Consider the following 21,390-nt stretch of genomic DNA (forward strand, 5'->3'; position numbering starts at 1 on the left):
GCCGGCTCCGCGCAGGCGGGCCCCGCGAGCGCCAGAACAAGGGTGGTGGCCAGTCCGGCCCAAAGGCGGGCGGCCGAGTGACGAAGATCACGAAGCATGAAAAATCCCCGATGAGTTTGAGCGAAAGGTCGACGCGCCAACCGGCGAAAGCAAGCGCGCCACGGAAAAGCGCTATTTCAGGAAGGTCTCGACCGCCTCGGCGAAGGCCTTGGGCTGGTCCAGCATGATGAAGTGCCGGCTGTCGTCGACACGCTTGAGGGTGACGCCCGGCAGGCCGGCATAGGCGTCGGTGTAGATCTTCTCGATCATCGTCACCGGCGCGCCGATGGACGGATCATAGGGATACAGCAGGGTCGTCGGCGCCTTGACGGCCGCGAGGCCAGGCCGGGCGTCGGTGGTCAGCAGGTCGTACATCGCGCGGCCGACGACCGACTGCGACGAGGCCTTCGACCAGGCCAGCATCAGCGCCTGGCCTTCGGGCGACTTGACATAGCGCGGCGCGGCCATGGCCTGTTGGCTGGCGAAAGCTTCGGCGCTCATGGCGATGGTGGCGTCGCGCATGGCGACGGCCTGCGGCTTGACGCTGTCGGGCGTGGCGGTCGGCGAGAACAGCAGCGAGAAGAACGGCAGGCTGTCGACGATCATCAAGCGGCCGACGTCCTCGGGATGGCGCTGCGCCAGCAGAAGACCTGTGAAGCCGCCCATCGAGTGGCCGATCACGGCCGGCGATTTGAGCTTGTTGGCCTTGATGTATCCGTCGAGCGCCTCGACCAGCGGCTCGACCACGGGGCCCTCGGCGTTGCCGCCAACCGGCGCGCCGGCGAATCCAGCCACCTGGACGACGTGGACACGGTGCGAGGTCGACAGTTGCTTCACGGTTGCGTCCCAGACGGCGCTGGACGAGGCCAGCCCAGGGATCAGCACGACGTCCGGGCCCTTGCCCGTGACTGTGACGGTCATCCGGTCGGCGGCGTGGGCGCGTCCGCCGAAGACGCCGAGGGCGGTCAGGATCGCCATGATGACGGCGAACATATGAGCGCGAGGCATCAGCTTTTGCATCGTGTTCTCCTTGGGAACGAGGCGCGTGGAAGGGTTCGGCGACGGAACGCCGATTGCTGCAGGCGAAGGCGAAGCCACGCCTTAGATCGAAAGGAAGCTGGGCTTAGGTGGTCAGGCCGCGACGCCAGCTGATCAAACCGTTCACCAGCAGGTAGACCGCCATCATGACGCTGACGGCGTCCCAGAGGGCCAACCTCGCGACGAGGCCGAGCTTCTCCGCCGCCGCCCACAGGAACAGCGCGCCCTGAAGGATGAAGAAGCTGACGGCGGCTATCTCGCCCAAAGCCCTACGCATGAACTCGTCGGCCCGCATCCAGATCGACAGATTCAGAACGGTCTGCAGTAGGAACAGCGCCACAAGGGCGATCATCGCGGCCGAGGCGACTGCGGTCGGAACCGGATCAAGGCCTGCGGGGACCAAGACCGGTGTCGCGATCATGACGCCCGCCAGAGCCAGAACCGCGCCGCTTTGAGCGTAGAAGGCGGCCTGCGCGGCGGTGGCGAGGCGGGTCTCATCGGGATTGATCTGCCGCCCTAGCATCCGACGGCTGGCGCTGACAGCCAGCGTTACGAAGCCGACGAGAACCATCAGAGCGGCGAGGAATAGCGCCAGGCTATCCGACCACTCCAGCTTTGGGACGACGAAGGCGCCAGCCTTCTCGAAGGTCGCGATCAACCAGCCGAAGGCGAAGCCGAGGGAGGCTCCAACGACCAGGCCGATCAGGACACGGCGGGTCCGGGTGGAAAGCTTGGTGAGTTTTGACGTCAGCGACATGACGAAATCCTCAGAAAGGCGGGCCCTCAGGCCTCGTCCTGGAAGATGGCCTCGATCGGTTGCCCGAACAGGCGGGCGATCTTGAAGGCCAGCGGCAGGCTGGGGTCGTATTTGCCCGTCTCAAGGGCGTTGATGGTCTGGCGGGACACCTCGAGCCGGTCGGCGAGATCGGCCTGGCTCCAGTCCCGCTCGGCGCGGAGGACCTTCAGGCGGTTCTTCATTGGTACCGCCTCCGAATGAAGGGCTGGCTCAGTCCCCACGACACGCAGAACAACGGGAACACCAGGAACAGCGGCGGCGCGGGAACGACGTTGGCGTTGCTGAGGAAGCCCCACACGGTGGTCACCGCCAGCACGACGCCCAGACCCCAGATCATCGCCTCGACATGCACCGCCCGCTCGAACTCGTCGGGCTCTTCCTTCAGGTAGAGGCCCATCACGACCAGCACCCCGAGGATGGGAATGGCCGGCGCGGCGGCGACCAGCCAGAGCAGCGGCCCCGACAAATCCACGCGGTGCAGCAGATAGATCGAGCCCATCAGCACGACGCAGTAGGTCATCAGGGCGATCGCCAGCCGTCGCCGATAACGCTGCATCACCGGGCCGATCCGCCCCGCCTTCAGCCGGGCCGTACCGAAGAAGACATAGGCCAGATAGACGACGAACCAGACGAACAGCGCGATCGGAAGGGCCACGCCCCTCACCGCATGGGAGAAAGCCAGCCAGAACGGAATGGCCGATAGGGCGACCGCGCCGGCGGCGAACAGGGCCCACTTGGGCCAAGTCGGCTTTTCCTCGGTCATGGGAAATCTCCTTTGCTGTCGGATTAGCGCTGACGCAGCCACCAGGCGGCCCAGACCAGGCCGTAGCCGACCATCTGCACGACGATCAGGCCGACGACGCCGATGGCGAGCCATTCGGTGGGCGAGCGCTGCCCGAACAGGGCGATCAGGCGCTGGTCACCGATCAGAAACGGCAGGGGCAGCGCCAGAAGGATGGAGTTCGAGCCGCCCCAGAACCAGGCGAACTTGTGAGCTTCGCGAGCGGCTTCATCGATGTTCCGCCAATAGACGACCGCGCCGACAAACGCCGCCAGGGCGATGATCGCGCCACCGATCGTGAGCAGGCCGCGCGGCAGGACGACCGCGGTGTCCTCGAGCAAGGCGTGTCCGGCGCCAATCGCAAAGCCGATCGCGGTCGCCGCGATCCAATACCCCCGAACAATCTTCTGGCGGCGCGCCTGACGTCCGATGTGCTCTGTCATCGATGACCCCCTTCCCCAATCCCGATGTGGTCTAAAGCGCGGCCAGCGCCTCGACGGCGCCATCCTCTTCCGCAGGCGTCTCAGCCTCGGGCGCAGGCGAGCGGTCCCGGAAAACGAACAACAGGATCGCGGCGAGCGCCGCGAGGCCGACGCCGACCCCGGCCGCCAGGATGGGCCCGCCCATCTCGCGCGCGGCGCAGACCGCCGTGACCAAAGACGCCGAGCTCGCGGACAGGCCGATGGCGAGCTTATCCGTCCGGCTGACGGAAACGTGGCGGGGGTTCTTTTTCATGACAAGCCTCCTCGTCGAAATGACAAGGAACGTTGTCATGCATCAGCGGCCCCATGTCAAGCGATCTTGTCATTATGTCATGTGATCACGACCAAATGACAGACAGGCTTGATGTTTTCAGGCTGCGCGCTGGTCCAGGAAGGGATCGCCGCGCCCCGGCTCGCCCATCACGCCGCGCCAGTGTATCGCCTCAAGCCGCTTGCCCGTCAGGGTCTTGCCCCAGACCCCCGGCCGTTGGCGGACGACCACCTCCCAGCCATAGCGCGAGAAGCGATCGCGGAAGTCGGACCAGCGGATCACCCGCCCCTCGGCGTCCTGTCGCCAGACCGCCTTGTCGCAGCCCGGGATGCGCGCGCAGCGCTCCCAGGCGTCAACGCGCCCTTGCAGGATCAGGAACGGGTCTTGAGCTAGACGGGCCAAGCTGGCCTCCGTGATCTTCCGCCGCCCTCTCCGCCCGGCGACTCAGAAGATCACCGCCCGCGAGGACGAGACCAGGATTTGTGCAACGGCACACACTGTCCACCAGATGTAGTGCGGCGCGTTGCCGCGCTACAGCTTCGTCCGGAACGTCAGGACCAGACCTTGAAGTGCTTCGACAGCTTCAGACCCTGGCGCTGGTAGTGGGAACCGCCCTCGCCATAAAGCCGAGCTGGACGCGCCGTCAGGGGCTCGTAGACCAGGCGCGCAACCGTCTGGCCGTCCTCCAACAGGAACGGAGTCTCGTGGCTGCGAACTTCCAGCACGCCCTTGGAACCACGCGCGAGCGCCTCCTCGGTGCCGAACCCCGGATCGAAGAAGCCGGCATAGTGGACGCGGAACTCACCGACCGACGGATCGATCGGGGTCATCTCGGCGGCCTCCAGCACCGGGATCTCGATGTCGTCCTTGCTGGCCAGGATATAGAACTCGCCCGGATCCAGCAGCAGCTCGCCATGGCGCGCCTCCAGCGGCTCCCAGAAGTCGCGCGGATCGTGGCCATCCTCGTGATCGAGATCGACGACACCCGCGTGGCGACGCCCCCGGAAGCCGACGACGCCCGCGGTCAGGTCGACGCCGACGCTGCGGATCGACAGCTTGGCCGGCTCGCCGCGCTTCAGGCGCAGCTGGTTAAGCCGCGTGCCGGCGCGCACCAGCACTGAGAAGGTCTGCGGCGCGATCTCGAGATACAGCGGCCCCTCATAGCCGGCGTCGACGTCGTCGAAGGCGCGGCTGTGGTCGGTCAGCAGGCGCACGAACACGTCCACGCGTCCGGTCGAGCTCTTCGGATTGCCGCGCGCCGAAATATTGGCCGGCAGGGCCAAACGCTCCTGGACCTCGGCGATATAGACGCAGCCCTTCTCCAGCACCGCGCCCTTGGTTAGGTCCAGCTCGTGCATGGCCACGTCCTTCAGACGCTCGGGCACGCGACGATGCAGGCCGGGTAGGAACGAGGCGCGGATTCGCCAGGCGCGCGCGCCCAGGCGCAGGTCCAGGCTGGCGGGCTGCACCTGGTCGGCATCGAACGGCGTGGCGGAGGTGATCGCCTCCTCGGCGATCAGGTCCTCGATCGTTTGGCAGGGAAGAATCCCCGCGGCGTGTGCGTCGGTCATCGGCGCGACACTCGCCAAACACGGCTGCAAAGGCAAGGCTCGCCGCACTTCAGGCCGGTCGAGACAATCGACAGGCGAAGCGTGACAATTCTTCCGCCGCCAGAGCGGTGTTGTGGCTTGACCCAGCGTCCCCTCCCCCTCCTTATGCCCGCGTTTTTACGCGTAGGAGGCAAGGCGGTGGCCGAAGATCCGAAAGACTGGGATGTCGCGACGAAATTGATCCGCGGTGGGATCGCGCGCTCGCAGTTCATGGAGACGGCCGAGGCGCTCTACCTGACGCAGGGCTTCACCTATGACAGCGCCGAGGGCGCGGACCGGCGCTTCGCCGGCGACGAGCCGGGCTTCGTCTATTCGCGGTTCAACAATCCGACCGTGAAGATGTTCGAGGATCGCCTGGCCCTGCTGGAAGGCGCCGAGGTGTGCCGCGCCCAGGCGACCGGCATGGCCTCGATCCACTCGGCCCTGATGGGCCTGGTCAAGGCCGGCGATCACGTCGTGGCCGGTCGCGCCCTGTTCGGCTCGTGCCGCTGGATCGTGGCCGAGTGGCTGCCGCGCTTCGGCGTCGAGACGACCTTCGTGGACGCCACGGACCTCGCGGCCTGGGAAGCGGCGATGCGTCCCAACACCAAGGCCGTGTTGATCGAGACGCCCTCGAACCCGGTTCTCGAGATTACCGACATTCGCGCCGTGTCGGCGATGGCCCACGCCGTTGGGGCCAAGGTCATCGTCGACAATGTCTTCGCCACCCCGATCTTCCAGCAGCCACTGGCTCTGGGCGCAGACGTGGTCGTCTATTCCGCCACCAAGCATATCGACGGCCAGGGCCGGGTGCTGGGCGGGGCGATCCTGACCAGCGAGGCGATCAACGAAGAATTCTATCGCGACAGCCTGCGCCACACCGGCCCGGCGATGTCGCCGTTCAACGCCTGGGTGATGCTCAAGGGCCTTGAGACCCTGGACCTGCGCGTCCGCCGCCAGGCCGACACCGCCGCGGCCCTGGCCGACGTGATGGCCGAGCACAAGAAGGTCCAGACCGTCCTCTACCCGTTCCGCAAGGACCATCCGGGCTATGAGGTCGCCACGAAGCAGATGACCGGCGGCGGCACGGTCATCGCGCTGGACCTGGGCTCGCGCGAGGCGGCCTTCAGGTTCCTGAACGCGCTGGAGATCGTCGACATCTCGAACAACCTTGGCGACGCCAAATCGATGGCGACCCACCCGCCGACCACCACCCACCGCTCGGTGCCCGAAGAGGAGCGCCCGTTGCTGGGCGTGACCGAAGGCGGCGTGCGCCTGTCCGTGGGCCTCGAAAGCCTGGCCGACCTGACCCGAGACGTGACGCGTGCGCTCGATCAGGCGTGAGACCTCGCCCTCGCTGCAGCGGATGCGCCGCCGGCGCGGCCACGACGCGGCGAGCTATGAAGCGCGCACCCGCGACATCGTCGTGCGCGTGTTTCCCGCCTTCTCGGTCGAGGAGTCCTCGCCGGAAGACGGGGTCTTCCTGTGGTCCTACACGGTGGAGATCGAGAACCACGGCGGCGAGACCGTCACCCTGGTCTCGCGCCGCTGGACCATCACCGACGGCCTCAATCGCGTGAACGAGGTCGAAGGCTCTGGTGTGGTCGGCGAGCAGCCGGAGCTGAAGCCCCGTGAAGCGTTCCGCTACGTCTCCAGCTGCCCTCTACCCACGCCCTCGGGCGCGATGCGCGGCAGCTACCAGATGGTGACGGCCGACGGCGAACTGTTCGACGCCGAGATCCCGGAGTTCTCGCTGCACCTGCCGGGCGCGTCACTGAAGGTGAACTGAGGCGGGGCCCCAAAGCGGCGCCCCCGCCCTTCGCCTCACGCCGCCGCCGGCGGATCCAGCTTGTAGACGCGCGAGCAGTACTCGCAGGTCACGTGGATCTTGCCGTCCGGCTCGACCATCTCCTCGACCTCTTCGGCCGAGAACGAGTCCATCACCACGCCGATCCGGTCTTCCGAGCAGCGGCAGAAGGCGCGCAGCGGCTTTTCGTCCAGCAGGCGCACCCCGTCCTCGTTGAACAGGCGCCACAGCAGGGTCGGGGTCGAGATCGTCGGGTCGATCAGCTCGTCCTCGCCGGTGGTCTCGAACAGCGCCGTGACATGCTGCCAGGCGTCCTGGGTGTCGCCCCGGGCTTGGTCGCCCGCGATGACCTGGATCAGGATGCCGCCGGCGCGCCACTGGGCACCCTCGCCGGTGTCGACCTGGCCGACGGCCAGGCGGATACGGGTCGGGGTCTGTTCGGACTGGGCGAAGTACTGCTCGGCGCAAAGCGCCAGGGTCTCGCCCTCGATCGGGGTGACGCCCTGGTAGCGGTCCATGTCCGGCCCCTGGTCCAGGGTCATGATGAAGACGCCGCCGCCCAACAGGGTCTTGGCCCCTGGCCGGGCAAAGCCTTCCGAAACCGCCGCGACCTCTTCGGGGTCGAACCGGCAGTAGCCGCGCAGGCCGCCGGAGGTGTCGTAGTCGACCACGACGTAGCGCACCGGACCGTCACCCTGGGCCTGGATGATCAGCCGGCCTTCGAACTTCAGGCTGGAGCCGACCAGGGCCGCCAGGGCGCAGGCCTCGCCCAGCAGATTGGCCACGGGCTCGGGATAGGCGTGACGAGTCAGCACCTCGTCGACGGCCTGGCCCAGCCGCACGACGCGGCCGCGCACGGGCAGGCCCTCGATCTGGAACGCGGAAACGACGTCGTCGAGGACGCCCGGATTGGATGCGATGTCGGTCATGGGGCGGTTAAATAAGGGGTCTTCTGGAAATTGCGAGCCCGGCAAGGCGCGACAGCTCCCCGCCAGGCGGAAAGCGACGTCCTGCCGCATTGCAGAGCTTGCGGAGTCGGCCCACCAATAAGGAGCCGTCGCTCCTTGCCCATACGCGCCGGCGCAGTCGGCCAGCGCAGTCCAACCGGGCGCTGGCCGGCGCCCTACTCTAAATCAGCCGATCGCGCCGAACGCCCAGGCCAGCACGGACTTCTGCGCGTGGATGCGGTTCTCCGCCTCGTCCCAGACCAGCGAGCGCGGGCCGTCCAGGACCGCGTCCGTGACCTCCTCGCCCCGGTGCGCGGGCAGGCAGTGCAGGAAGACGCCATCGGCCTTGGCGAGCTCCATCAGCGCGTCGTCGACCTGGTAGGGCTCCAGCGCCGCCAGGCGCTCGTCGTGATCGGTGTCGCCCATCGAGACCCAGGTGTCGGCCACGACGACGTCGGCGCCGCGCACGGCCTCCTTGGGGTCGGTGGTCATGCTCACCTTGCCCTGCAGGCTCTCGGCGCGGGCGAGGTCGTGCAGGTCGGCGTGGTAGACGGCCGGGCAGGCGATCTTCAGCTCGAAGCCCAGCAGCGGCGCGGCGTGGATGAAGCTGGAGCAGACATTGTTGCCGTCGCCGACCCAGGCGATCGTCTTGCCCGCGATAGCCCCGCGATGCTCCTCGATGGTGAGGATGTCGGCCATGATCTGGCAGGGGTGGCTCTTGTCGGTCAGGCCGTTGATCACCGGCACGGTCGAGACCTGAGCGAAGCGCTCGACGTCGGCGTGGCTGTTGGCGCGGATCATCACCGCGTCGACCATGCGCGAGAGCACCTTGGCGGTGTCCTCGATCGTCTCGCCGCGCCCCAGCTGCATGTCGTTGGACGTGGAGATGATCGCCGAACCTCCCAGCTGACGCATGGCGGCGTCGAACGAGAAGCGGGTGCGGGTCGAATTCTTCTGGAAGATCATCGACAGCACGCGGTCCTTGGCAGGAGCGTCGGCGTCGACCTTGCCTTGCGTCCAGCCCTTGCGGGCCGCCTTGCGGGCATGAGCGTCGTCCAGCATCAGGCGCAGGGTCGCGCCGTCCAGCTTCCACAGGTCGATGAAGTGGCGGGGGGCGGTCATGGGCCAAATCCCTCACGCCCGCTCCGGCAAGCCGAAGCGGGCGATTTCAAAGGTTCAGATTGCTAGGCGGAAGCCTTGGCGCGCGCGGCCTCGCAAGCCTTTTCCAGCTTGCTGATCGCTTCGCGGGCTTCCTCGATGGTCAGGTTCAGGGGCGGCAGCAGGCGCACGCAGTTGTCGCCGCCGCCGGCGACCAGCAGATGCTGATCACGGGCCAGGACCATGAACTCGCGGTTGTTCGGGATCAGCTTGATCCCGATCAGCAGGCCCTTGCCGCGGATATCGACGATGACGTCCGGAAAGCGGTCCTTCAGGCCGTTCAGCTGCTGGGTCAGGAAGCCGGCGACGGCGTTGACGTTGTCGAGCGTCTCGGGCGAGTTGATCAGGTCGAAAGCCGCCTTGCCGACCGCCATGGCCAGCGGGTTGCCGCCGAAGGTCGAGCCGTGGGCGGCCACGGTCATGCCCTTGGCCGCCTCGGTGGTGGCCAGGCAGGCGCCGATCGGGAAGCCGCCCCCCAGGGCCTTGGCCACCGCCATGATGTGCGGTTCGCCGCCCTCGGCCCACTCATAGGCGAAGAGCTTGCCCGTGCGGCCCATGCCGCATTGGACTTCGTCATAGATCAGCAGCACGCCGTGCTCGTCGCACAGCTGGCGCAGGCCCTTCAGGCACTGGGTCGGGATCGAGCGCGCGCCGCCCTCCCCCTGCACCGGCTCGACGATGATCGCCGCCGTGGTCGGGCCGGCGATCGCGGCCTTGATGGCCTCGTGGTCGCCGAAGGTCAGTTGGCTGTAGCCCGGCAGGCGCGGGCCGAAGCCGTCGACATAGCTCGGATTGCCCGAGGCGTTGACGGCCGCATAGGTCCGGCCGTGGAACGAGCCGTCAAAGCCGTAGATGTCGATCCGCTCGGGCTGGCCGTTGGCCGAATGATACTTGCGCGCCGTCTTCAGCGCGCACTCGACGGCCTCAGTGCCCGAGTTGGTGAAGAACACCACGTCGGCGAAGGTCGACGCGCACATGGCGTCAGCCAGGGCTTCCTGCTCCGGGATCCGATAGATGTTCGAGACGTGCCAGAGCTTCTCGGCCTGTTCCTTCAGGACCTCGACCAGCACCGGGTGGGCGTGGCCCAGGCCGTTGGTGGCGATACCCGCCACGCAGTCCAGGTACTCGCCGCCGTCGGTCGAGAACAGGCGCGCGCCTCGGCCTCGCTCGAACGCCAGCGGGGCGCGGTTGTAGACGCCCATGATGTGCTGTTGCGAGGCGTTGGACGAAGACGCGGTGCTCAAGAGACCGACCTCCCTAAAAGGAAAGAAGCCCCCGCGCCTTGAGCACGGGGACCGGAAGGCCGCAGGTTGTCGCCGTGGAACGGCGTCGTGTCAATCAACGGACGATGAAAGCGCCTGAAAAGCCGGCGAAAATCACGGACTTTGTCGCCTTCGCCACAGCGGCCTCAGCTCTTCAGCCGGTAGCCGGTGACGAACAGCCGCCAGCACCACAGGAACAGCGCCACGGTCAGCAGGCCCGTCGCGACCACGCCGATCGCGATCGAGCCGTCGGCATGGCCGATGAAGCCGTAGCGGAAGCCGTCGATCAGATAGAAGAACGGGTTGAAATGGCTGGCCGAACGGAAGGGCTCGGGCAGCTTGTCGACCAGGTAGAAGGTGCCCGACAGGAAGGTCATCGGCATGATCACGAAATTGGTCACCGCCGCCAGCTGATCGAACTTCTCCGACCACAGACCCGCGGCCACCCCCGCAAGGCCAAGGCTCAGTGAAGCCATCGCGCCGAAATAGACCACCGCCCAGAGGTGCGCGATCGACAGGCCCGCGCCCGGCAGCACGCCGACCACCAGCGCCGTCACGGCGCCGACGACGATCCCACGCGTCGCCGCGCCCAAGGTGAAGGCCGTGACCTGCTCCAGCGCCGACAGCGGCGGCGTCAGGAAGTCAGGCGTCAGCCCCATCATCTTGGCCTGGATCAGCGACGACGAGGAATTGGCGAAGGCGTTGTTCAGGATCGCCATCATGATCAGGCCCGGCGCCACGAAATGGCCGAAGGTCACCCCGCCCACCGCCGGCCGGCTGGCGCCCACCGCGACCACGAAGACCAGCATGTAGAGCAGCGTCGTGACGACCGGCGCGGCGACCGTCTGGGTGCCGACTTTCCAGAACCGGCGGATTTCGCGCTGATACAGGGTGAAGAAGCCGCTCCAGTTCCAGCCGTGATAGTCGCGCGGCTGCGGCGGAATGACGCTCTCGGCGGTGTCTCTCATGCGCTCAACCCGTTGTTCTGCTTGGCCATGTGCGCCCTTGCCCCCCTTTTCGCAAGCTTAGGCTTGCCTGAATCAACATCTTGTTTCTGTGGACAGAGTCGATGGCGCCCATTGTGCGTTTTAATGCATTCTTTACGATTAGTAGTAGGACGACCGCCGGCGGGGCGGTTCGATCACCATATATGGGGTGACGGGCGTGGGGACGCCCTCTCCCCATTCGGATGGCGGAGACGGGTTATGAGCTGGACCGACGAACGGGTCTCGACCTTGAAGAAGCTTTGGCTGGACGGGCTGTCGGCTAGTCAGATCGCCAAGCAGTTGGGCGGTGTCACGCGCAACGCCGTGATCGGCAAGGTCCACAGGCTCGGCCTCTCTGGCCGCGCGGCCCCCTCGCAGCCTGCGCGTCCGGCCTTCAAGGCCCCACGTCCGGCGCGTCCCGCCGCCCAGGCCATGCCGTCGGCGCCGCGCCGCGTCGCGCCGATCGAGCCCCCGTCGGTCCCGGTGGCCGCCGCGCCGGCGCCGCTGCCGACCTTCCGCCATGAAGAGCCCGGCTCGGCCACCGTGCTGACCCTCGGCGCGCACATGTGCAAGTGGCCGATCGGCGACCCCTCGTCGGAAGGCTTCACCTTCTGCGGCCGTCGCTCGTCGGAAGGCCCGTACTGCGTCGAGCACGCCCGCGTGGCCTACCAGCCGCAGCAGACCAAGAAAAAGGGCGGCGCCACCGAGCTCGCCCGCTCGCTTCGCCGCTACATCTAAGAAGAATAACAGTCTCTCAGAGCGGCGGATCCCGGGCGGCCCTGGGCGCGTGCTTCACGCCCCATTCCTCCAAGAGGCGCTGATTGTCTGGCCAGCCAGACAATCAGTGGGGTCGTCCGGGATTTTCCGTTTCGGGGGAAGCCTCTAGATAAGGCGCATGACGGACCTCGCGCCGAACGATTCCAACGCCCCACCCTACTCGGTCTCCGAACTGGCCTTTGCGCTGAAGCGCACGCTGGAGGACCGCTACGGCTTCGTGCGGCTGCGCGGCGAGCTTTCCAAGGTCACCCACCACTCAAACGGCCACGTCTACCTGACCATCAAGGACGACAAGGCCGCGATCGACGGCGTCGTCTGGAAAGGCAATGTCCGCGGCCTCGGCGTGCGGCCCGAGCACGGGCTCGAGGTCATCGTCACCGGCAAGATCACCACCTATCCAGCAGGCTCGCGCTACCAGATCGTCATCGACAGCATGGAGGCCGCCGGTGTCGGCGCCTTGCTGGCCCAGCTCGAACGACTGAAGGCCAAGCTGGCGGCCGAGGGCCTGTTCGCCCCGGAGCGCAAGCGCCCCCTGCCCTCCATGCCCGCCGTGGTCGGCGTCATCACCAGCCCCACCGGCGCGGTGATCCGCGACATCCTGCATCGCATCCGCGATCGCTGGCCGTGCCGGGTCCTGGTCTGGCCCGTGGTCGTGCAAGGCGACGCGGCGGCGGCGCAGGTCAGCGCGGCGATCCGCGGCTTCAACGCCATTCAGCCCGGCGGCCCCGTGCCGCGTCCGGACATCCTGATCGTCGCACGCGGCGGCGGCTCGGTCGAAGACCTTTGGGCCTTCAACGACGAGAGCCTGGCGCGCACGGTCGCCGAGAGCACGATCCCGCTGATCTCGGCCGTCGGCCACGAGACCGACACCACCTTGATCGACTTCGTCTCCGACCGCCGCGCCCCCACGCCCACGGCGGCCGCCGAGATGGCGACGCCCGTGCTGGCCGAGTTGCGGGCGCTGATCTCGGACTTCGACCGTCGCATCAGCCGCTGCGGCGCGCGGACGATCGAGGAGCGCCGCACGCGCCTGACCAGCGCCGCGCGCGGCCTGCCTCGCCCGAACGACCTCTTGGCCCTGGCCCAGCAGCGCTTCGACATCGCCTCGGGCCGCCTGGACGCGGCCCTGCATCGCAACACAACGGTCCACGCTCAGGACCTGCTGAAGATCACCGCGCGCCTGACGCCGGACGCCCTGCGCCGCCAGCACGCGGCCAAGGCCGAGCGGTTCACCGACCTGGAACGGCGGCTGCACGCCTGTGGCGGCAGGGCGCCCGATCGTCATCGCGAGAAGGTCTCCAGCCTGGGACAACGCCTCAACGCCTGCGGGACCCGAAGCATAGAGCGCGTCGAGCGGCATGCCCGCCTGCCGCTGCTTTGGGGAAGGATCGAGTCGGCCGCCCAGCGCCGCCTGAGCCGAGCCGAAGACCAGCTGGCCAATCTCGACAAATTGCGGCTGTCACTGAACCCGCGCCGGCCGCTGGAGCTAGGCTTCGCCCTGGTGCGCAAGGCCGATGGCACGATTGTCCGCTCGGCCGGCATCCTGGCGCACGGCGATCATGTCGCGCTGCAGTTCGCCGATGGGGAGCGCGAGGCGGTTATTGGCAACGAAGGCCCGCCGCCGACCTCGACGCCACCCCGTCCAGTGCCTCCGTCTCGCGCCAAACCCGCCTCGCCCAAGACCGAACAGGGCGATCTGTTCTGAACCGCCGCTCTGGCGTAGAGTATCGACCATGAACGCTTTCGATCGTGATCTCGGCAAGTCCGACGGCCTGGCCGTCCTGCACTATGGCGACGGCGAATACGCCGTGCTCTCGCCCGGGCGCTTCGTGCTGTGCGCCGTCACCAATGCGAAGATCCCGCTGGACGCGCTGCGCTACTGGAGCCCCGAGCACCAGGAAGCCTATGCGGGGGCCGCCGAAGCCCTCAAGCGCTGGCAGGGCTAGGTTTTCGGCAGCTTTGGGGGACCCGCGCACGCCGCGGCGCGCCGGCCTTGTAAGCCTTACGCGCATCTCGCCGGTTTCGCGTTATTCGTGTCTAGCTTGACGATGGATCATTCGATAGCAATGCCGCCCCATTCCGGCCCGTCGGGTTGTCGAGCAACCAGCGTCCGGCCTTTCCCGCGAGTGGCTTGAGGAGGCGGGTCCAGCATGCCGGCGGCGTACGAAAAACTGCGGTTTCTGCTGGTCGACGACAATCAGCACATGCGCGCCATCGTCGCCGCGATCCTGAAGGGCGTGGGCGTTCGGCAGATTCGCGACGCCGCCGACGGGGCCGAGGCGCTACAGGTCCTTCGCGACTGGCGGCCGGACATCGCGATCGTCGATTTCAAGATGAGCCCGCTGGACGGCGTGCGGTTCACGCATCTGGTTCGCAATGCGCCCGATAGCGTCGATCCCTACCTGCCGATCATCATGCTGACCGGCTTCGCCGAGCGCCATCGCGTGTTCGAGGCTCGCGACGCCGGGGTGACCGAGGTGGTGGTCAAGCCGGTCACCGTCCGGTCGCTGTTGGACCGGATCAACACGGTGGTCTACCACCCGCGGCCGTTCATCCGCTCCTCGACCTATTTCGGCCCCTGCCGGCGACGCCGGAACGACCCGTCGCACAAGGGCCCCTTCCGACGTTCCGGAGAGGCGCACGCGCTGGTGGATACGATCGAAATCTAGCTGGCGGAAGCCACGCGCTCCCGCTCGGCCAAGGCGGCGTAGACCTCGTTCGGCCAGCGGCGATGCACCCAGAACCACTCCGCCGGGCGCTCGCGGATGCGGTCTTCCATGAAGGCGTTGATCATCCGCACGCCCGCCTCGATATCGGCCGTGCGGTCGCCGGTCTTGAGCGGCACGATCGGATCATGCACGATCGCCCGGAAACGCGCGCCCTTTAGGCGCTGGACGGACATCGGCTGCAGCACCGTGCCGAAACGGATCGCCAGCCGCGTCGGGCCCGGCGCGGTGCGGGCGTCATGGCCGAAGAACGGGGCGGCCACGCCGCTGTTGAACTTCTGGTCGTTCATCAGGGCGACCGACCGGCCTTCCTTCATGCCCTCCAGCAGCTCGCGCGCGCCGTCGCCCCCCTTGGGCGCAAACAGCCGCACGCCATAGCGGAAGCGGCTGTCCTTGATGCGCTTGTCGACATAGGGGTTGTTGGCCGCGCGATAGGTCATCTCGCAGACCACGCCGCTGTCCACGATGGCCGCCGGCATGACCTCCCAGTTGGACAGGTGCCCCGACACGAAGACGACCGGGATCCTTTCCCGGGCGATCTGCTCCAGACGCGCCTTGCCCACGACCTCGACCCGGCCGGTGGAGGGCAGGATCTTGTCCATCAACGGAAACTCTGCGAACGAACGGCCTAGGCCCTCCCACTGCTCAGCCAGGATCCGCGCATGCCAAGCCGGCTCCTTATCAGGAAAGGCCAGCTTCAGATTGCGCGCGGCCACCTTGTGCGCGCCGCTCATCGGCCCGAACGTCTTGCCCAGCCAGCCGCCGAAGTCGGACGCGCGATCGACGCCCATCAGGCGAACCGCCCCGATGAAAAGGTCGAAGCCGAAGGCCTCCAACCGCCACAGCAGATCCTGCACCCAGGGCTGACGCTTCTCAGACATGGACCCTTAGTAGGCTTGGCCGGCCGCTTCGCGCAACGGCACGCGACTTGCGGACTGCCTGTCAGCGCGTTCTGTTTCGGGACGCCCTAGAGTTAAAGGGGCGAGAACTTCATGGGTAACGATATAGACGTCCACCTGGGCAAGCACCTGCGTCGGCGGCGCCGCTTGCTGGGCCTGACGCAGCAGCAGTTGGCCGAAACGGTCGGGGTGCGGTTCCAGCAGATCCAGAAGTACGAGTGCGGCGCCAATCGCATCTCGGCCGCGCGCCTGTGGCAGCTGGCCGAAGCTCTCGAGGTGCCGGTCAGCTATTTCTACGACGGCCTGTCGACGGCGCGCCGCGATGCGCAGGGCGACACCGCCGAGAGCGGCGAGATGTTCGCGCGCAAGGAGACGATGGACCTCGTCCGCGCCTACTACCTGCTGGGCGAACGCCCGCGTCGTCGGCTGCTTGACCTGGCCAAATCGTTGCATGGCGGCGAACTGGCGGACGCTTGAGCCCCGCGCGCAACCGGTGCGCGCGGAAAGGCGTGGCGCGGCGGCGGCTGGAAAGCTAAACCCCCGCGCATGACTCTCTCCGCTGATCGGCTCGCGTCGCTCGACGCCTTCGTCATCGACCTGAACAAGGCCTCCGCGGCCGCCATCTTGCCGCTGTTCCGGGCCGATCACGGCCTCGAGGACAAGGGAGCGGGCAAGAACCTGCCGCGCGAGTCGCACGCCGCGTTCGATCCAGTGACCGAGGCCGACCGCGGCGCCGAGGCGGCGATCCGCAAGCTGATCGCCGAGCGCTATCCCGAACACGGGGTGATCGGCGAGGAGTATGGCGAGGACCGGCCCGATGCTGAGTTCGTCTGGGTGCTGGACCCGATCGACGGCACGCGGGCCTTCATCTCGGGCCTGCCGCTTTGGACCACCCTGATCGGCCTGCGCCACAACGGCCGCCCGGTCCTGGGCTCGATCGGCCAGCCTTTCACGGATGAGCTGTTCATCGGCCACGCCGGCGGCGCCCGCCTGATCGCCAAGGGCCAGACCGCGCCGATCCGCGTGCGCGAATGCGCCAATCTGAACGACGCGGTGATCGCCACCACCGATCCCGACGCCTGCTTCGACGGGGCCGAGCGCGGCGCCTGGCTGCAGGTGCGGGCGGCGGCCAAGCTGGCCCGCCTGGGCTGTGACGCCTATGCCTACGCCATGGTCGCCATGGGCAAGATGGACATGGTCATCGAGGCGGGCCTGAAGTCCTGGGACATCGAGGCCGCCATCCCGCTGGTCGAAGCCGCCGGCGGCGTCGTCACCAACTGGCGCGGCGACACGATAGGCCCGAACGGCGGCCAGATGGTGATTTCCGGCGACCGTCGCCCACTGGACGAGGCCCTGGTCAGCCTCAAGCGCTCGGCGAAATAGGCGCGACGGGGTCGACCGTCTCGTCGAAGGCCTTCCAGAAGATCGCCCGCCGCGGGTCCGTCTCGATCAGGATCTCGTGGAAGGCCCCCGGAACCTCGAAATAACGCCCGCCCGGCAGCCGCTCGGCGATGGCCTTCAGGGCGGGGTTCAGCACGCGGTCGTCCAGTTCGGCGGCCACGATGGTGACCGGAATGCGGAGCCCTTCGACGGAACCGCGTCGCGCCAGCCAGGCGCAGGCCGACACCGCGAAATCCAGCCAGCCCCAGGTCACGCCGCCCAGAGCGATCCGGGCGTCGGCCGTCAGCTGCGCCCGATAGCGATCGTGCCGCGCGCGGTCGTGGGTGAGTTTGTCGGCCTCGAAGGTCGTCGTCAGCGGATCATAGGCGGCGCTCACGTAGCGACCGGCGAGACCGAACCGGGATAGGGTCCAGGACAAGGCGGCCGCGACCAGGGGCGGAACCCCGCCCGTATTGATCCCCAGCATCGGCGCCGAGAGCACGCAGGCCGAAAAGCGGTCCTCGCCCTTGGCCAAGGCCAACAGGGTCAGGCAGCCGCCCATCGAGTGGCCCATGGCGACCCAGGGCTTGGGCAGCCGCGCCTCGAACGTGTCGAGCAGGGCCCGGTAGTCGTCCAGAAAGGGTTGGTAGCCGCGGGCGTGCCCCTTGAGCCGGTCCGGCAGGGCGCGGGCCGACAGCCCCTGCCCTCGCCAGTCGTGCGTAAGAACCGCGAAGCCGCGCGCCAGCAGCTCCTCGACGACCTCGAAATACTTCTCGATCGGCTCGGTGCGGCCGGGGCTGAGCACCACGGTCCCGCGCGCCGGGCCATCCGGAAAAAACGTTGCGGCGCGGAGGGTCGCCCCCTCCGCGCCGCGGAACCATTCGGCCTTGCCTTTAGCCGGAACCGGGGCCTCGGGGACCGAGACCAGATAGGCCGGTTCCGCCATCCGGCTTAGCGCATCTTCGAGAACAGGGCGCCCATCTTGGGCTGCAGGGCCATGGCCACGCCCATGTCCGACAGCTTCAGCTTGCCGGTCATCACGGCCATGGTCGGGTCCAGCTTGCCTTCGCCGATCGCCAGCAGGTCGTCGAGCGACAGGGTCATGACCAGATCGGCCGGCTTGTCTTCGTTGGTGACCGAGCCGCCGTCGATGTGGATGACGCCGGCGTCCTTCAGATCGAACTTCAGGCTCTTGCCCAGGCCGCTGTCGTCGCCGACGGCGGTTTTGATGCGATCGGTGATTTCCTGGATGGTGGCCATAAGCGCGATCTCCCTTTGCGCGAAAGAATGTTGCGGTTAGCTAGACCAGCGCGACCGAACAAGTAAACACCGTTCAGACGACGCAGGCCCTTATTTCTTCCCGCTGTAGAAGGCGACCTTAGTCGGGCTTTTTGTCAACTTTACCCGTACGGCGCCCTGGAAGTCGCCGGGACGAAAGTAAGGCCCCGAAGCGATGGTCGGCAGCGGCGCGGTGCGGCCATCGCCAAACACCACGAGACCGCCGCTGGCCTTCTCGAACAGGATCCCGCTCATCTTCGGCGCGGCGAAGGCGAGGATGCCGCCGGCCTTGCCCATGACCGTATTGGCCTCGTTCACGGTGGCTGACAATTCGCCGACGTCGTACTCGCCGGCCGGCTTGAGCTGTGGGGCGAAGTCGATCGCGCTGCCCATCTTCCAGTCGGCGGGCACGTCGAACACGATCTGGGGGTCGCCCTGCAGTTGGGCCAGGGTCGGCAACCGCTCGAAATAGCCGTCGGCGTTGATCGGCAACGGCGTCCGCGCGCCATTCTTCTCGACTAGCGTGGCCTTGAGATTCCCCGCCGGCTTGTCGTCATGGCGGATGGCGTAGCTCAGCCGCACGCGAGATCGTTCGGCCGGCGGAACCTTGAGGAACTTGTCCAGGAACATCATGACGCGACCGGCCGGCGCGGACTTCTCGGCCAAGGCGGGCGTGGCGGCGGTCACCAGGGCGACGCCGAGCATCAGGGCGAGCGCGCGCTTCATTTCGGCTTCACGAACTTCAAGGTCATGCGGTCGCTCTCCCCGATCGCGTCGTACTTGGCATGGTCGAAGCCCGGCTCGGCGGGCTCGCCGCGCGGGGCCGACAGGCGCGTGGGCGGCAGGGTCCAGACGCCGAACGGATGGTCCTTGGTGTCCTTGGGATTGGCGTTGATCTCGCTGGTCGCGGCCAGTTGGAAGCCTGCCTCCTTGGCCATCTGGATCACATAGTCCTGCTGAACATAGCCGTCGGCGGCCAGCACGTCCTGCACGCGCCCCGGCTCGGCGCGGTGCTCTTCGATTCCCAGCACCCCGCCCGGCTTCAAGGCCGCCAGGGCGTCCCGGAAGGCCTTCTCGGCGATGCCCGCGGCCATCCAGTTGTGCAGGTTGCGCAGGAAGAGCACGAGGTCGGCCTGGCCCGCCGGCGCCACCGGGCCGCTGGTCGGGCCAAAGGCGGTGAAAGTCACCTCGCCATAGATCTTCTTCGCGCCGGTGATCTTGCGCCGATAGGCCTCGACGATCTCGGCGGCGGCCGGGTCAGCGGGGTTGTTGGTCTCCAGCAGCGCCTCGTAGAGCCGCCCTTTGGTGTCGGCCAGATAGGGCGCGAGGATGTCGGTGTACCAGCCCGCGCCGGGCCAGAACTCCACGACGGTCTGGCCCGGCGCGAGACCCCAGAACTTCAGGGTCTCGACCGGGTGACGCCAACGGTCGCGAGCGCGGTCGGCGGGCAAGCGCCAATCGCCCGCGACCACCGCCTCGACACTCTCGGGCCGCGCCTTTTGCGCGGGCGCGGCCTTGTCCTTGGACTTGCCGCAGCCGGCCAGACCAAGCGCGCTCGCGCCCGCCAGGACGCCGCGTCGCGACCACTGCTGGTTAGCCCCCATCATGCCCCCGTGTACGCTTACCCAAGACACGCCGACCCTGGCGGTCGACCTTGACCAAAGTCAGGCGGGCTTGCGGAAGCGCAGGGTCATGCGGTCGCTTTCGCCGATGGCGTCGTATTTGGTCCGGTCGAAGTTTGGATCCGCCGGCTGGCCGCCTGGGGCCGTGCGCCTCACCGGCGGAAGCGTCCAGACGCCGAACGGATGATCCTTGGTGTCCTTGGGGTTGGCGTTGATCTCGGACTGGGCGTCCAGCTTGAACCCGGCCTTCTCGGCCAGGGCCACCACGGTGGCGGTGTTCAGGTAGCCGTCCGCGCCCGCGGCCTTTTCCGACCGCGGATCGGCCCGGTGGTCCTCGACGGCCAGGACGCCGCCCGGCTTCAGCACTGCGAAGAAGTCGGCGAACACCTTGTCGGCCATCCCCGGCTGGACCGTCCAGTTGTGGACGTTGCGGGCGGTCAGCACGAGGTCGGCCGAGCCCGGCGCGCCCAGCGGCCCCGACGTCGCCCCGAAGTTGACGAACTGCGGCTTGCCGTACTTGGCGGTGTCGGCGAAGCGGGCCTCGAAGTCGGCGCGGCCCTTGCGCGCGCCCTCCGACAGCTTGGGGTTCGACAGGTCGGCGACGCCGGCGACATAGGTCCCGCCGGTGGCCTTGGCGTAAGGCGCCAGGATCTCGGTCCAGTAGCCGCCGCCCGGCGAAATCTCGATCACCGTCTGCTTCGGCTTGAGGCCCCAAAAGGTCAGGCTCTCGTACGGATGCCGCGCGCCGTCGCGCGCGACGTCCCCGGCGGGTCGGGTTGGCGAGGCGATCGCGGCCTTCAGGGCCGGGTCGGTCGCGGCGAAGGCGGCGGGCGCGGAGAGGCTGACGGCGGCGGCCAGCAGCAGGACGTGACGACGAAGCGGCATGGGGGAAGTGTCCTTCGGCGAGAGTTGCGCGGCGACCTTAACCGGGGCGCGCGAGGCGTCAAAAGGATTCGCACGTGTTGAGCGGGCGCCCTTGAACCGCAAAAACGGCTCACCAACTAGATTGGCGAAGGCGCTGGAAAGCCGGGCCTTCCGGACCGCTGGCGACGCCGATTTCGGGTCGCCGAAGGGACGCACATTCATAGACCTTGCTTGATGAGAAGGATCTAACCCTATGCGTACGATCGACCTTTCGCCCCTGTACCGCTCGCTCGTCGGTTTTGACCGCCTGGCCGCCCAGTTGGACGCCGCGGCCCGCACGGAAGCCAGCTCGGGCTATCCCCCCTACAACATCGAACGCACCGGCGAGAACGACTACCGCATCGAGATCGCGGTGGCGGGCTTCAAGCCGGAAGAGCTGAATGTCGAGGTGAAGGAAAACCTGCTGACCGTCACCGGCCGCAAGGCGGCCAACGACGACGCCAAGCAGTACCTGCACCGCGGGCTCGCCGAACGGAATTTCGAGCGCAAGTTCCAGCTGACCGACTACCTGGTGGTGGTCGTCGCCGAGGTGTCGAACGGCCTGCTGTCCGTCTCGCTGTAGCGCGAGCTGCCCGAAGCTCTCAAGCCCCGGACCGTGGAGATCAAGTCGGCCGCCTCGCCGCTGATC

26 protein-coding genes and 1 pseudogene are annotated in these 21,390 nt (G+C 67.6%); 9 read left to right on the forward strand and 18 right to left on the reverse strand.

What is annotated here, in order from left to right; translation table 11 throughout:
* Nucleotides 1-171: 171 nt before the first annotated feature.
* The 8 genes from DI526_RS19145 to DI526_RS19180 all read right to left on the reverse strand — a co-directional run bounded on the left by DI526_RS19145 (nucleotide 172) and on the right by DI526_RS19180 (nucleotide 4,978).
* The gene (locus DI526_RS19145; RefSeq protein ID WP_304281268.1) at nucleotides 172-1,059 is read right to left on the reverse strand and encodes an alpha/beta fold hydrolase; all 888 of its coding nucleotides are present in this window, start codon (nucleotides 1,057-1,059) and stop codon (nucleotides 172-174) included.
* Nucleotides 1,060-1,162: 103 nt separating this feature from the next.
* Nucleotides 1,163-1,834, reverse strand: a complete 672-nt coding sequence (locus tag DI526_RS19150; RefSeq protein WP_304281271.1) for a hypothetical protein — start codon at nucleotides 1,832-1,834, stop codon at nucleotides 1,163-1,165.
* Between the two features lie 26 nt (nucleotides 1,835-1,860).
* Complete coding sequence (locus DI526_RS19155) at nucleotides 1,861-2,055, reverse strand: helix-turn-helix transcriptional regulator (protein WP_304281274.1); 195 nt, start codon at nucleotides 2,053-2,055, stop codon at nucleotides 1,861-1,863.
* Nucleotides 2,052-2,636, reverse strand: a complete 585-nt coding sequence (locus tag DI526_RS19160; protein WP_304281277.1) for a hypothetical protein — start codon at nucleotides 2,634-2,636, stop codon at nucleotides 2,052-2,054. The genes DI526_RS19155 and DI526_RS19160 overlap by 4 nt, the downstream gene beginning before the upstream one ends.
* A gap of 23 nt (nucleotides 2,637-2,659) precedes the next feature.
* The gene (locus DI526_RS19165; protein ID WP_304281279.1) at nucleotides 2,660-3,097 is read right to left on the reverse strand and encodes a hypothetical protein; all 438 of its coding nucleotides are present in this window, start codon (nucleotides 3,095-3,097) and stop codon (nucleotides 2,660-2,662) included.
* 31 nt (nucleotides 3,098-3,128) lie between these two features.
* Nucleotides 3,129-3,428 carry a hypothetical protein gene (locus DI526_RS19170; protein WP_304281281.1) on the reverse strand — a complete coding sequence of 100 codons (300 nt, stop codon included), beginning with the start codon at nucleotides 3,426-3,428 and terminating at the stop codon, nucleotides 3,129-3,131.
* A gap of 78 nt (nucleotides 3,429-3,506) precedes the next feature.
* Nucleotides 3,507-3,809, reverse strand: coding sequence for a hypothetical protein (locus DI526_RS19175; RefSeq protein ID WP_304281283.1), 303 nt, complete (start codon nucleotides 3,807-3,809; stop codon nucleotides 3,507-3,509).
* A 149-nt stretch (nucleotides 3,810-3,958) separates the two neighbouring features.
* Nucleotides 3,959-4,978 (reverse strand): 2'-deoxycytidine 5'-triphosphate deaminase, encoded by a 1,020-nt coding sequence (locus DI526_RS19180; protein WP_304281285.1) that lies wholly within the window; start codon nucleotides 4,976-4,978, stop codon nucleotides 3,959-3,961.
* A 177-nt stretch (nucleotides 4,979-5,155) separates the two neighbouring features.
* Here DI526_RS19180 and metZ point away from each other — a divergent pair, with 177 nt between their 5' ends.
* Together metZ and apaG are read left to right on the forward strand one after the other, a co-directional pair.
* Complete coding sequence (gene metZ / locus DI526_RS19185; protein ID WP_304281287.1) at nucleotides 5,156-6,340, forward strand: O-succinylhomoserine sulfhydrylase; 1,185 nt, start codon at nucleotides 5,156-5,158, stop codon at nucleotides 6,338-6,340.
* Nucleotides 6,321-6,785 carry a Co2+/Mg2+ efflux protein ApaG gene (apaG, locus tag DI526_RS19190; RefSeq protein WP_304281289.1) on the forward strand — a complete coding sequence of 155 codons (465 nt, stop codon included), beginning with the start codon at nucleotides 6,321-6,323 and terminating at the stop codon, nucleotides 6,783-6,785. The genes metZ and apaG overlap by 20 nt, the downstream gene beginning before the upstream one ends.
* Before the next feature lie 35 nt (nucleotides 6,786-6,820).
* Here apaG and DI526_RS19195 read toward each other — a convergent pair whose 3' ends face one another.
* From DI526_RS19195 to DI526_RS19210, 4 genes are all read right to left on the reverse strand, one after another.
* The gene (locus DI526_RS19195; protein ID WP_304281291.1) at nucleotides 6,821-7,732 is read right to left on the reverse strand and encodes an Hsp33 family molecular chaperone; all 912 of its coding nucleotides are present in this window, start codon (nucleotides 7,730-7,732) and stop codon (nucleotides 6,821-6,823) included.
* A gap of 204 nt (nucleotides 7,733-7,936) precedes the next feature.
* Entirely contained in the window at nucleotides 7,937-8,872 is a 936-nt protein-coding gene (gene argF / locus DI526_RS19200) for an ornithine carbamoyltransferase (protein ID WP_304281294.1), read from the reverse strand.
* Nucleotides 8,873-8,934: 62 nt separating this feature from the next.
* The gene (locus tag DI526_RS19205; protein WP_304281297.1) at nucleotides 8,935-10,152 is read right to left on the reverse strand and encodes an aspartate aminotransferase family protein; all 1,218 of its coding nucleotides are present in this window, start codon (nucleotides 10,150-10,152) and stop codon (nucleotides 8,935-8,937) included.
* A 164-nt stretch (nucleotides 10,153-10,316) separates the two neighbouring features.
* Nucleotides 10,317-11,138: an ABC transporter permease gene (locus tag DI526_RS19210; protein WP_304281300.1), complete on the reverse strand. Its 822-nt coding sequence runs from the start codon at nucleotides 11,136-11,138 to the stop codon at nucleotides 10,317-10,319.
* A gap of 237 nt (nucleotides 11,139-11,375) precedes the next feature.
* On the opposite strand from DI526_RS19210, the gene gcrA reads away from it, so the two are divergent.
* The 4 genes from gcrA to DI526_RS19230 all read left to right on the forward strand — a co-directional run bounded on the left by gcrA (nucleotide 11,376) and on the right by DI526_RS19230 (nucleotide 14,602).
* A complete protein-coding gene (gcrA, locus tag DI526_RS19215) occupies nucleotides 11,376-11,894 on the forward strand; it encodes a cell cycle sigma 70 cofactor GcrA (protein WP_304281303.1) in 519 nt (172 codons plus the stop codon).
* A gap of 157 nt (nucleotides 11,895-12,051) precedes the next feature.
* Entirely contained in the window at nucleotides 12,052-13,638 is a 1,587-nt protein-coding gene (xseA, locus tag DI526_RS19220) for an exodeoxyribonuclease VII large subunit (RefSeq protein WP_304281304.1), read from the forward strand.
* 28 nt (nucleotides 13,639-13,666) lie between these two features.
* Nucleotides 13,667-13,879, forward strand: a complete 213-nt coding sequence (locus DI526_RS19225) for a DUF2093 domain-containing protein (protein WP_304281308.1) — start codon at nucleotides 13,667-13,669, stop codon at nucleotides 13,877-13,879.
* Between the two features lie 204 nt (nucleotides 13,880-14,083).
* Nucleotides 14,084-14,602: a response regulator gene (locus tag DI526_RS19230; RefSeq protein ID WP_304281311.1), complete on the forward strand. Its 519-nt coding sequence runs from the start codon at nucleotides 14,084-14,086 to the stop codon at nucleotides 14,600-14,602.
* Here DI526_RS19230 and DI526_RS19235 read toward each other — a convergent pair.
* Nucleotides 14,599-15,540: a lysophospholipid acyltransferase family protein gene (locus tag DI526_RS19235; protein ID WP_304281314.1), complete on the reverse strand. Its 942-nt coding sequence runs from the start codon at nucleotides 15,538-15,540 to the stop codon at nucleotides 14,599-14,601. The genes DI526_RS19230 and DI526_RS19235 overlap by 4 nt on opposite strands.
* Nucleotides 15,541-15,651: 111 nt before the next feature.
* Between DI526_RS19235 and DI526_RS19240 the strand changes: the two genes are divergently transcribed.
* The gene (locus tag DI526_RS19240) at nucleotides 15,652-16,035 is read left to right on the forward strand and encodes a helix-turn-helix domain-containing protein (protein ID WP_304281317.1); all 384 of its coding nucleotides are present in this window, start codon (nucleotides 15,652-15,654) and stop codon (nucleotides 16,033-16,035) included.
* Nucleotides 16,036-16,104: 69 nt separating this feature from the next.
* Entirely contained in the window at nucleotides 16,105-16,941 is an 837-nt protein-coding gene (hisN, locus tag DI526_RS19245; protein WP_304281320.1) for a histidinol-phosphatase, read from the forward strand.
* Here hisN and DI526_RS19250 read toward each other — a convergent pair.
* From DI526_RS19250 to DI526_RS19270, 5 genes are all read right to left on the reverse strand, one after another.
* A complete protein-coding gene (locus tag DI526_RS19250) occupies nucleotides 16,922-17,884 on the reverse strand; it encodes an alpha/beta fold hydrolase (RefSeq protein WP_304281322.1) in 963 nt (320 codons plus the stop codon). The genes hisN and DI526_RS19250 overlap by 20 nt on opposite strands.
* A gap of 5 nt (nucleotides 17,885-17,889) precedes the next feature.
* Nucleotides 17,890-18,198, reverse strand: coding sequence for an SCP2 sterol-binding domain-containing protein (locus DI526_RS19255; protein WP_304281324.1), 309 nt, complete (start codon nucleotides 18,196-18,198; stop codon nucleotides 17,890-17,892).
* Between the two features lie 90 nt (nucleotides 18,199-18,288).
* Entirely contained in the window at nucleotides 18,289-18,942 is a 654-nt protein-coding gene (locus DI526_RS19260; protein WP_304281326.1) for a hypothetical protein, read from the reverse strand.
* Nucleotides 18,939-19,823 (reverse strand): class I SAM-dependent methyltransferase, encoded by an 885-nt coding sequence (locus DI526_RS19265; RefSeq protein ID WP_304281328.1) that lies wholly within the window; start codon nucleotides 19,821-19,823, stop codon nucleotides 18,939-18,941. The genes DI526_RS19260 and DI526_RS19265 overlap by 4 nt, the downstream gene beginning before the upstream one ends.
* Nucleotides 19,824-19,880: 57 nt before the next feature.
* Nucleotides 19,881-20,723: a class I SAM-dependent methyltransferase gene (locus DI526_RS19270; RefSeq protein WP_304281331.1), complete on the reverse strand. Its 843-nt coding sequence runs from the start codon at nucleotides 20,721-20,723 to the stop codon at nucleotides 19,881-19,883.
* Between the two features lie 232 nt (nucleotides 20,724-20,955).
* On the opposite strand from DI526_RS19270, the pseudogene DI526_RS19275 reads away from it, so the two are divergent.
* Nucleotides 20,956-21,390 (forward strand): annotated as a pseudogene (locus DI526_RS19275) (Hsp20 family protein); the annotation flags it as partial.

This window comes from Caulobacter segnis, from assembly GCF_003243465.1.
GTDB lineage: Bacteria > Pseudomonadota > Alphaproteobacteria > Caulobacterales > Caulobacteraceae > Caulobacter > Caulobacter segnis_A.

Excerpts from the sequence above, each read along its gene's own strand:
- DI526_RS19145 (WP_304281268.1), bottom strand. The coding sequence starts at position 1,059 with ATGCAAAAGCTGATGCCTCGCGCTCATATGTTCGCCGTCATCATGGCG.
- DI526_RS19150 (WP_304281271.1), bottom strand. The coding sequence starts at position 1,834 with ATGTCGCTGACGTCAAAACTCACCAAGCTTTCCACCCGGACCCGCCGT.
- DI526_RS19155 (WP_304281274.1), bottom strand. The coding sequence starts at position 2,055 with ATGAAGAACCGCCTGAAGGTCCTCCGCGCCGAGCGGGACTGGAGCCAG.
- DI526_RS19160 (WP_304281277.1), bottom strand. The coding sequence starts at position 2,636 with ATGACCGAGGAAAAGCCGACTTGGCCCAAGTGGGCCCTGTTCGCCGCC.
- DI526_RS19165 (WP_304281279.1), bottom strand. The coding sequence starts at position 3,097 with ATGACAGAGCACATCGGACGTCAGGCGCGCCGCCAGAAGATTGTTCGG.
- DI526_RS19170 (WP_304281281.1), bottom strand. The coding sequence starts at position 3,428 with ATGACAACGTTCCTTGTCATTTCGACGAGGAGGCTTGTCATGAAAAAG.
- DI526_RS19180 (WP_304281285.1), bottom strand. The coding sequence starts at position 4,978 with ATGACCGACGCACACGCCGCGGGGATTCTTCCCTGCCAAACGATCGAG.
- DI526_RS19195 (WP_304281291.1), bottom strand. The coding sequence starts at position 7,732 with ATGACCGACATCGCATCCAATCCGGGCGTCCTCGACGACGTCGTTTCC.
- argF (WP_304281294.1), bottom strand. The coding sequence starts at position 8,872 with ATGACCGCCCCCCGCCACTTCATCGACCTGTGGAAGCTGGACGGCGCG.
- DI526_RS19210 (WP_304281300.1), bottom strand. The coding sequence starts at position 11,138 with ATGAGAGACACCGCCGAGAGCGTCATTCCGCCGCAGCCGCGCGACTAT.
- gcrA (WP_304281303.1), top strand. The coding sequence starts at position 11,376 with ATGAGCTGGACCGACGAACGGGTCTCGACCTTGAAGAAGCTTTGGCTG.
- xseA (WP_304281304.1), top strand. The coding sequence starts at position 12,052 with ATGACGGACCTCGCGCCGAACGATTCCAACGCCCCACCCTACTCGGTC.
- DI526_RS19225 (WP_304281308.1), top strand. The coding sequence starts at position 13,667 with ATGAACGCTTTCGATCGTGATCTCGGCAAGTCCGACGGCCTGGCCGTC.
- DI526_RS19230 (WP_304281311.1), top strand. The coding sequence starts at position 14,084 with ATGCCGGCGGCGTACGAAAAACTGCGGTTTCTGCTGGTCGACGACAAT.
- DI526_RS19235 (WP_304281314.1), bottom strand. The coding sequence starts at position 15,540 with ATGTCTGAGAAGCGTCAGCCCTGGGTGCAGGATCTGCTGTGGCGGTTG.
- DI526_RS19240 (WP_304281317.1), top strand. The coding sequence starts at position 15,652 with ATGGGTAACGATATAGACGTCCACCTGGGCAAGCACCTGCGTCGGCGG.
- hisN (WP_304281320.1), top strand. The coding sequence starts at position 16,105 with ATGACTCTCTCCGCTGATCGGCTCGCGTCGCTCGACGCCTTCGTCATC.
- DI526_RS19250 (WP_304281322.1), bottom strand. The coding sequence starts at position 17,884 with ATGGCGGAACCGGCCTATCTGGTCTCGGTCCCCGAGGCCCCGGTTCCG.
- DI526_RS19255 (WP_304281324.1), bottom strand. The coding sequence starts at position 18,198 with ATGGCCACCATCCAGGAAATCACCGATCGCATCAAAACCGCCGTCGGC.
- DI526_RS19260 (WP_304281326.1), bottom strand. The coding sequence starts at position 18,942 with ATGAAGCGCGCGCTCGCCCTGATGCTCGGCGTCGCCCTGGTGACCGCC.
- DI526_RS19265 (WP_304281328.1), bottom strand. The coding sequence starts at position 19,823 with ATGATGGGGGCTAACCAGCAGTGGTCGCGACGCGGCGTCCTGGCGGGC.
- DI526_RS19270 (WP_304281331.1), bottom strand. The coding sequence starts at position 20,723 with ATGCCGCTTCGTCGTCACGTCCTGCTGCTGGCCGCCGCCGTCAGCCTC.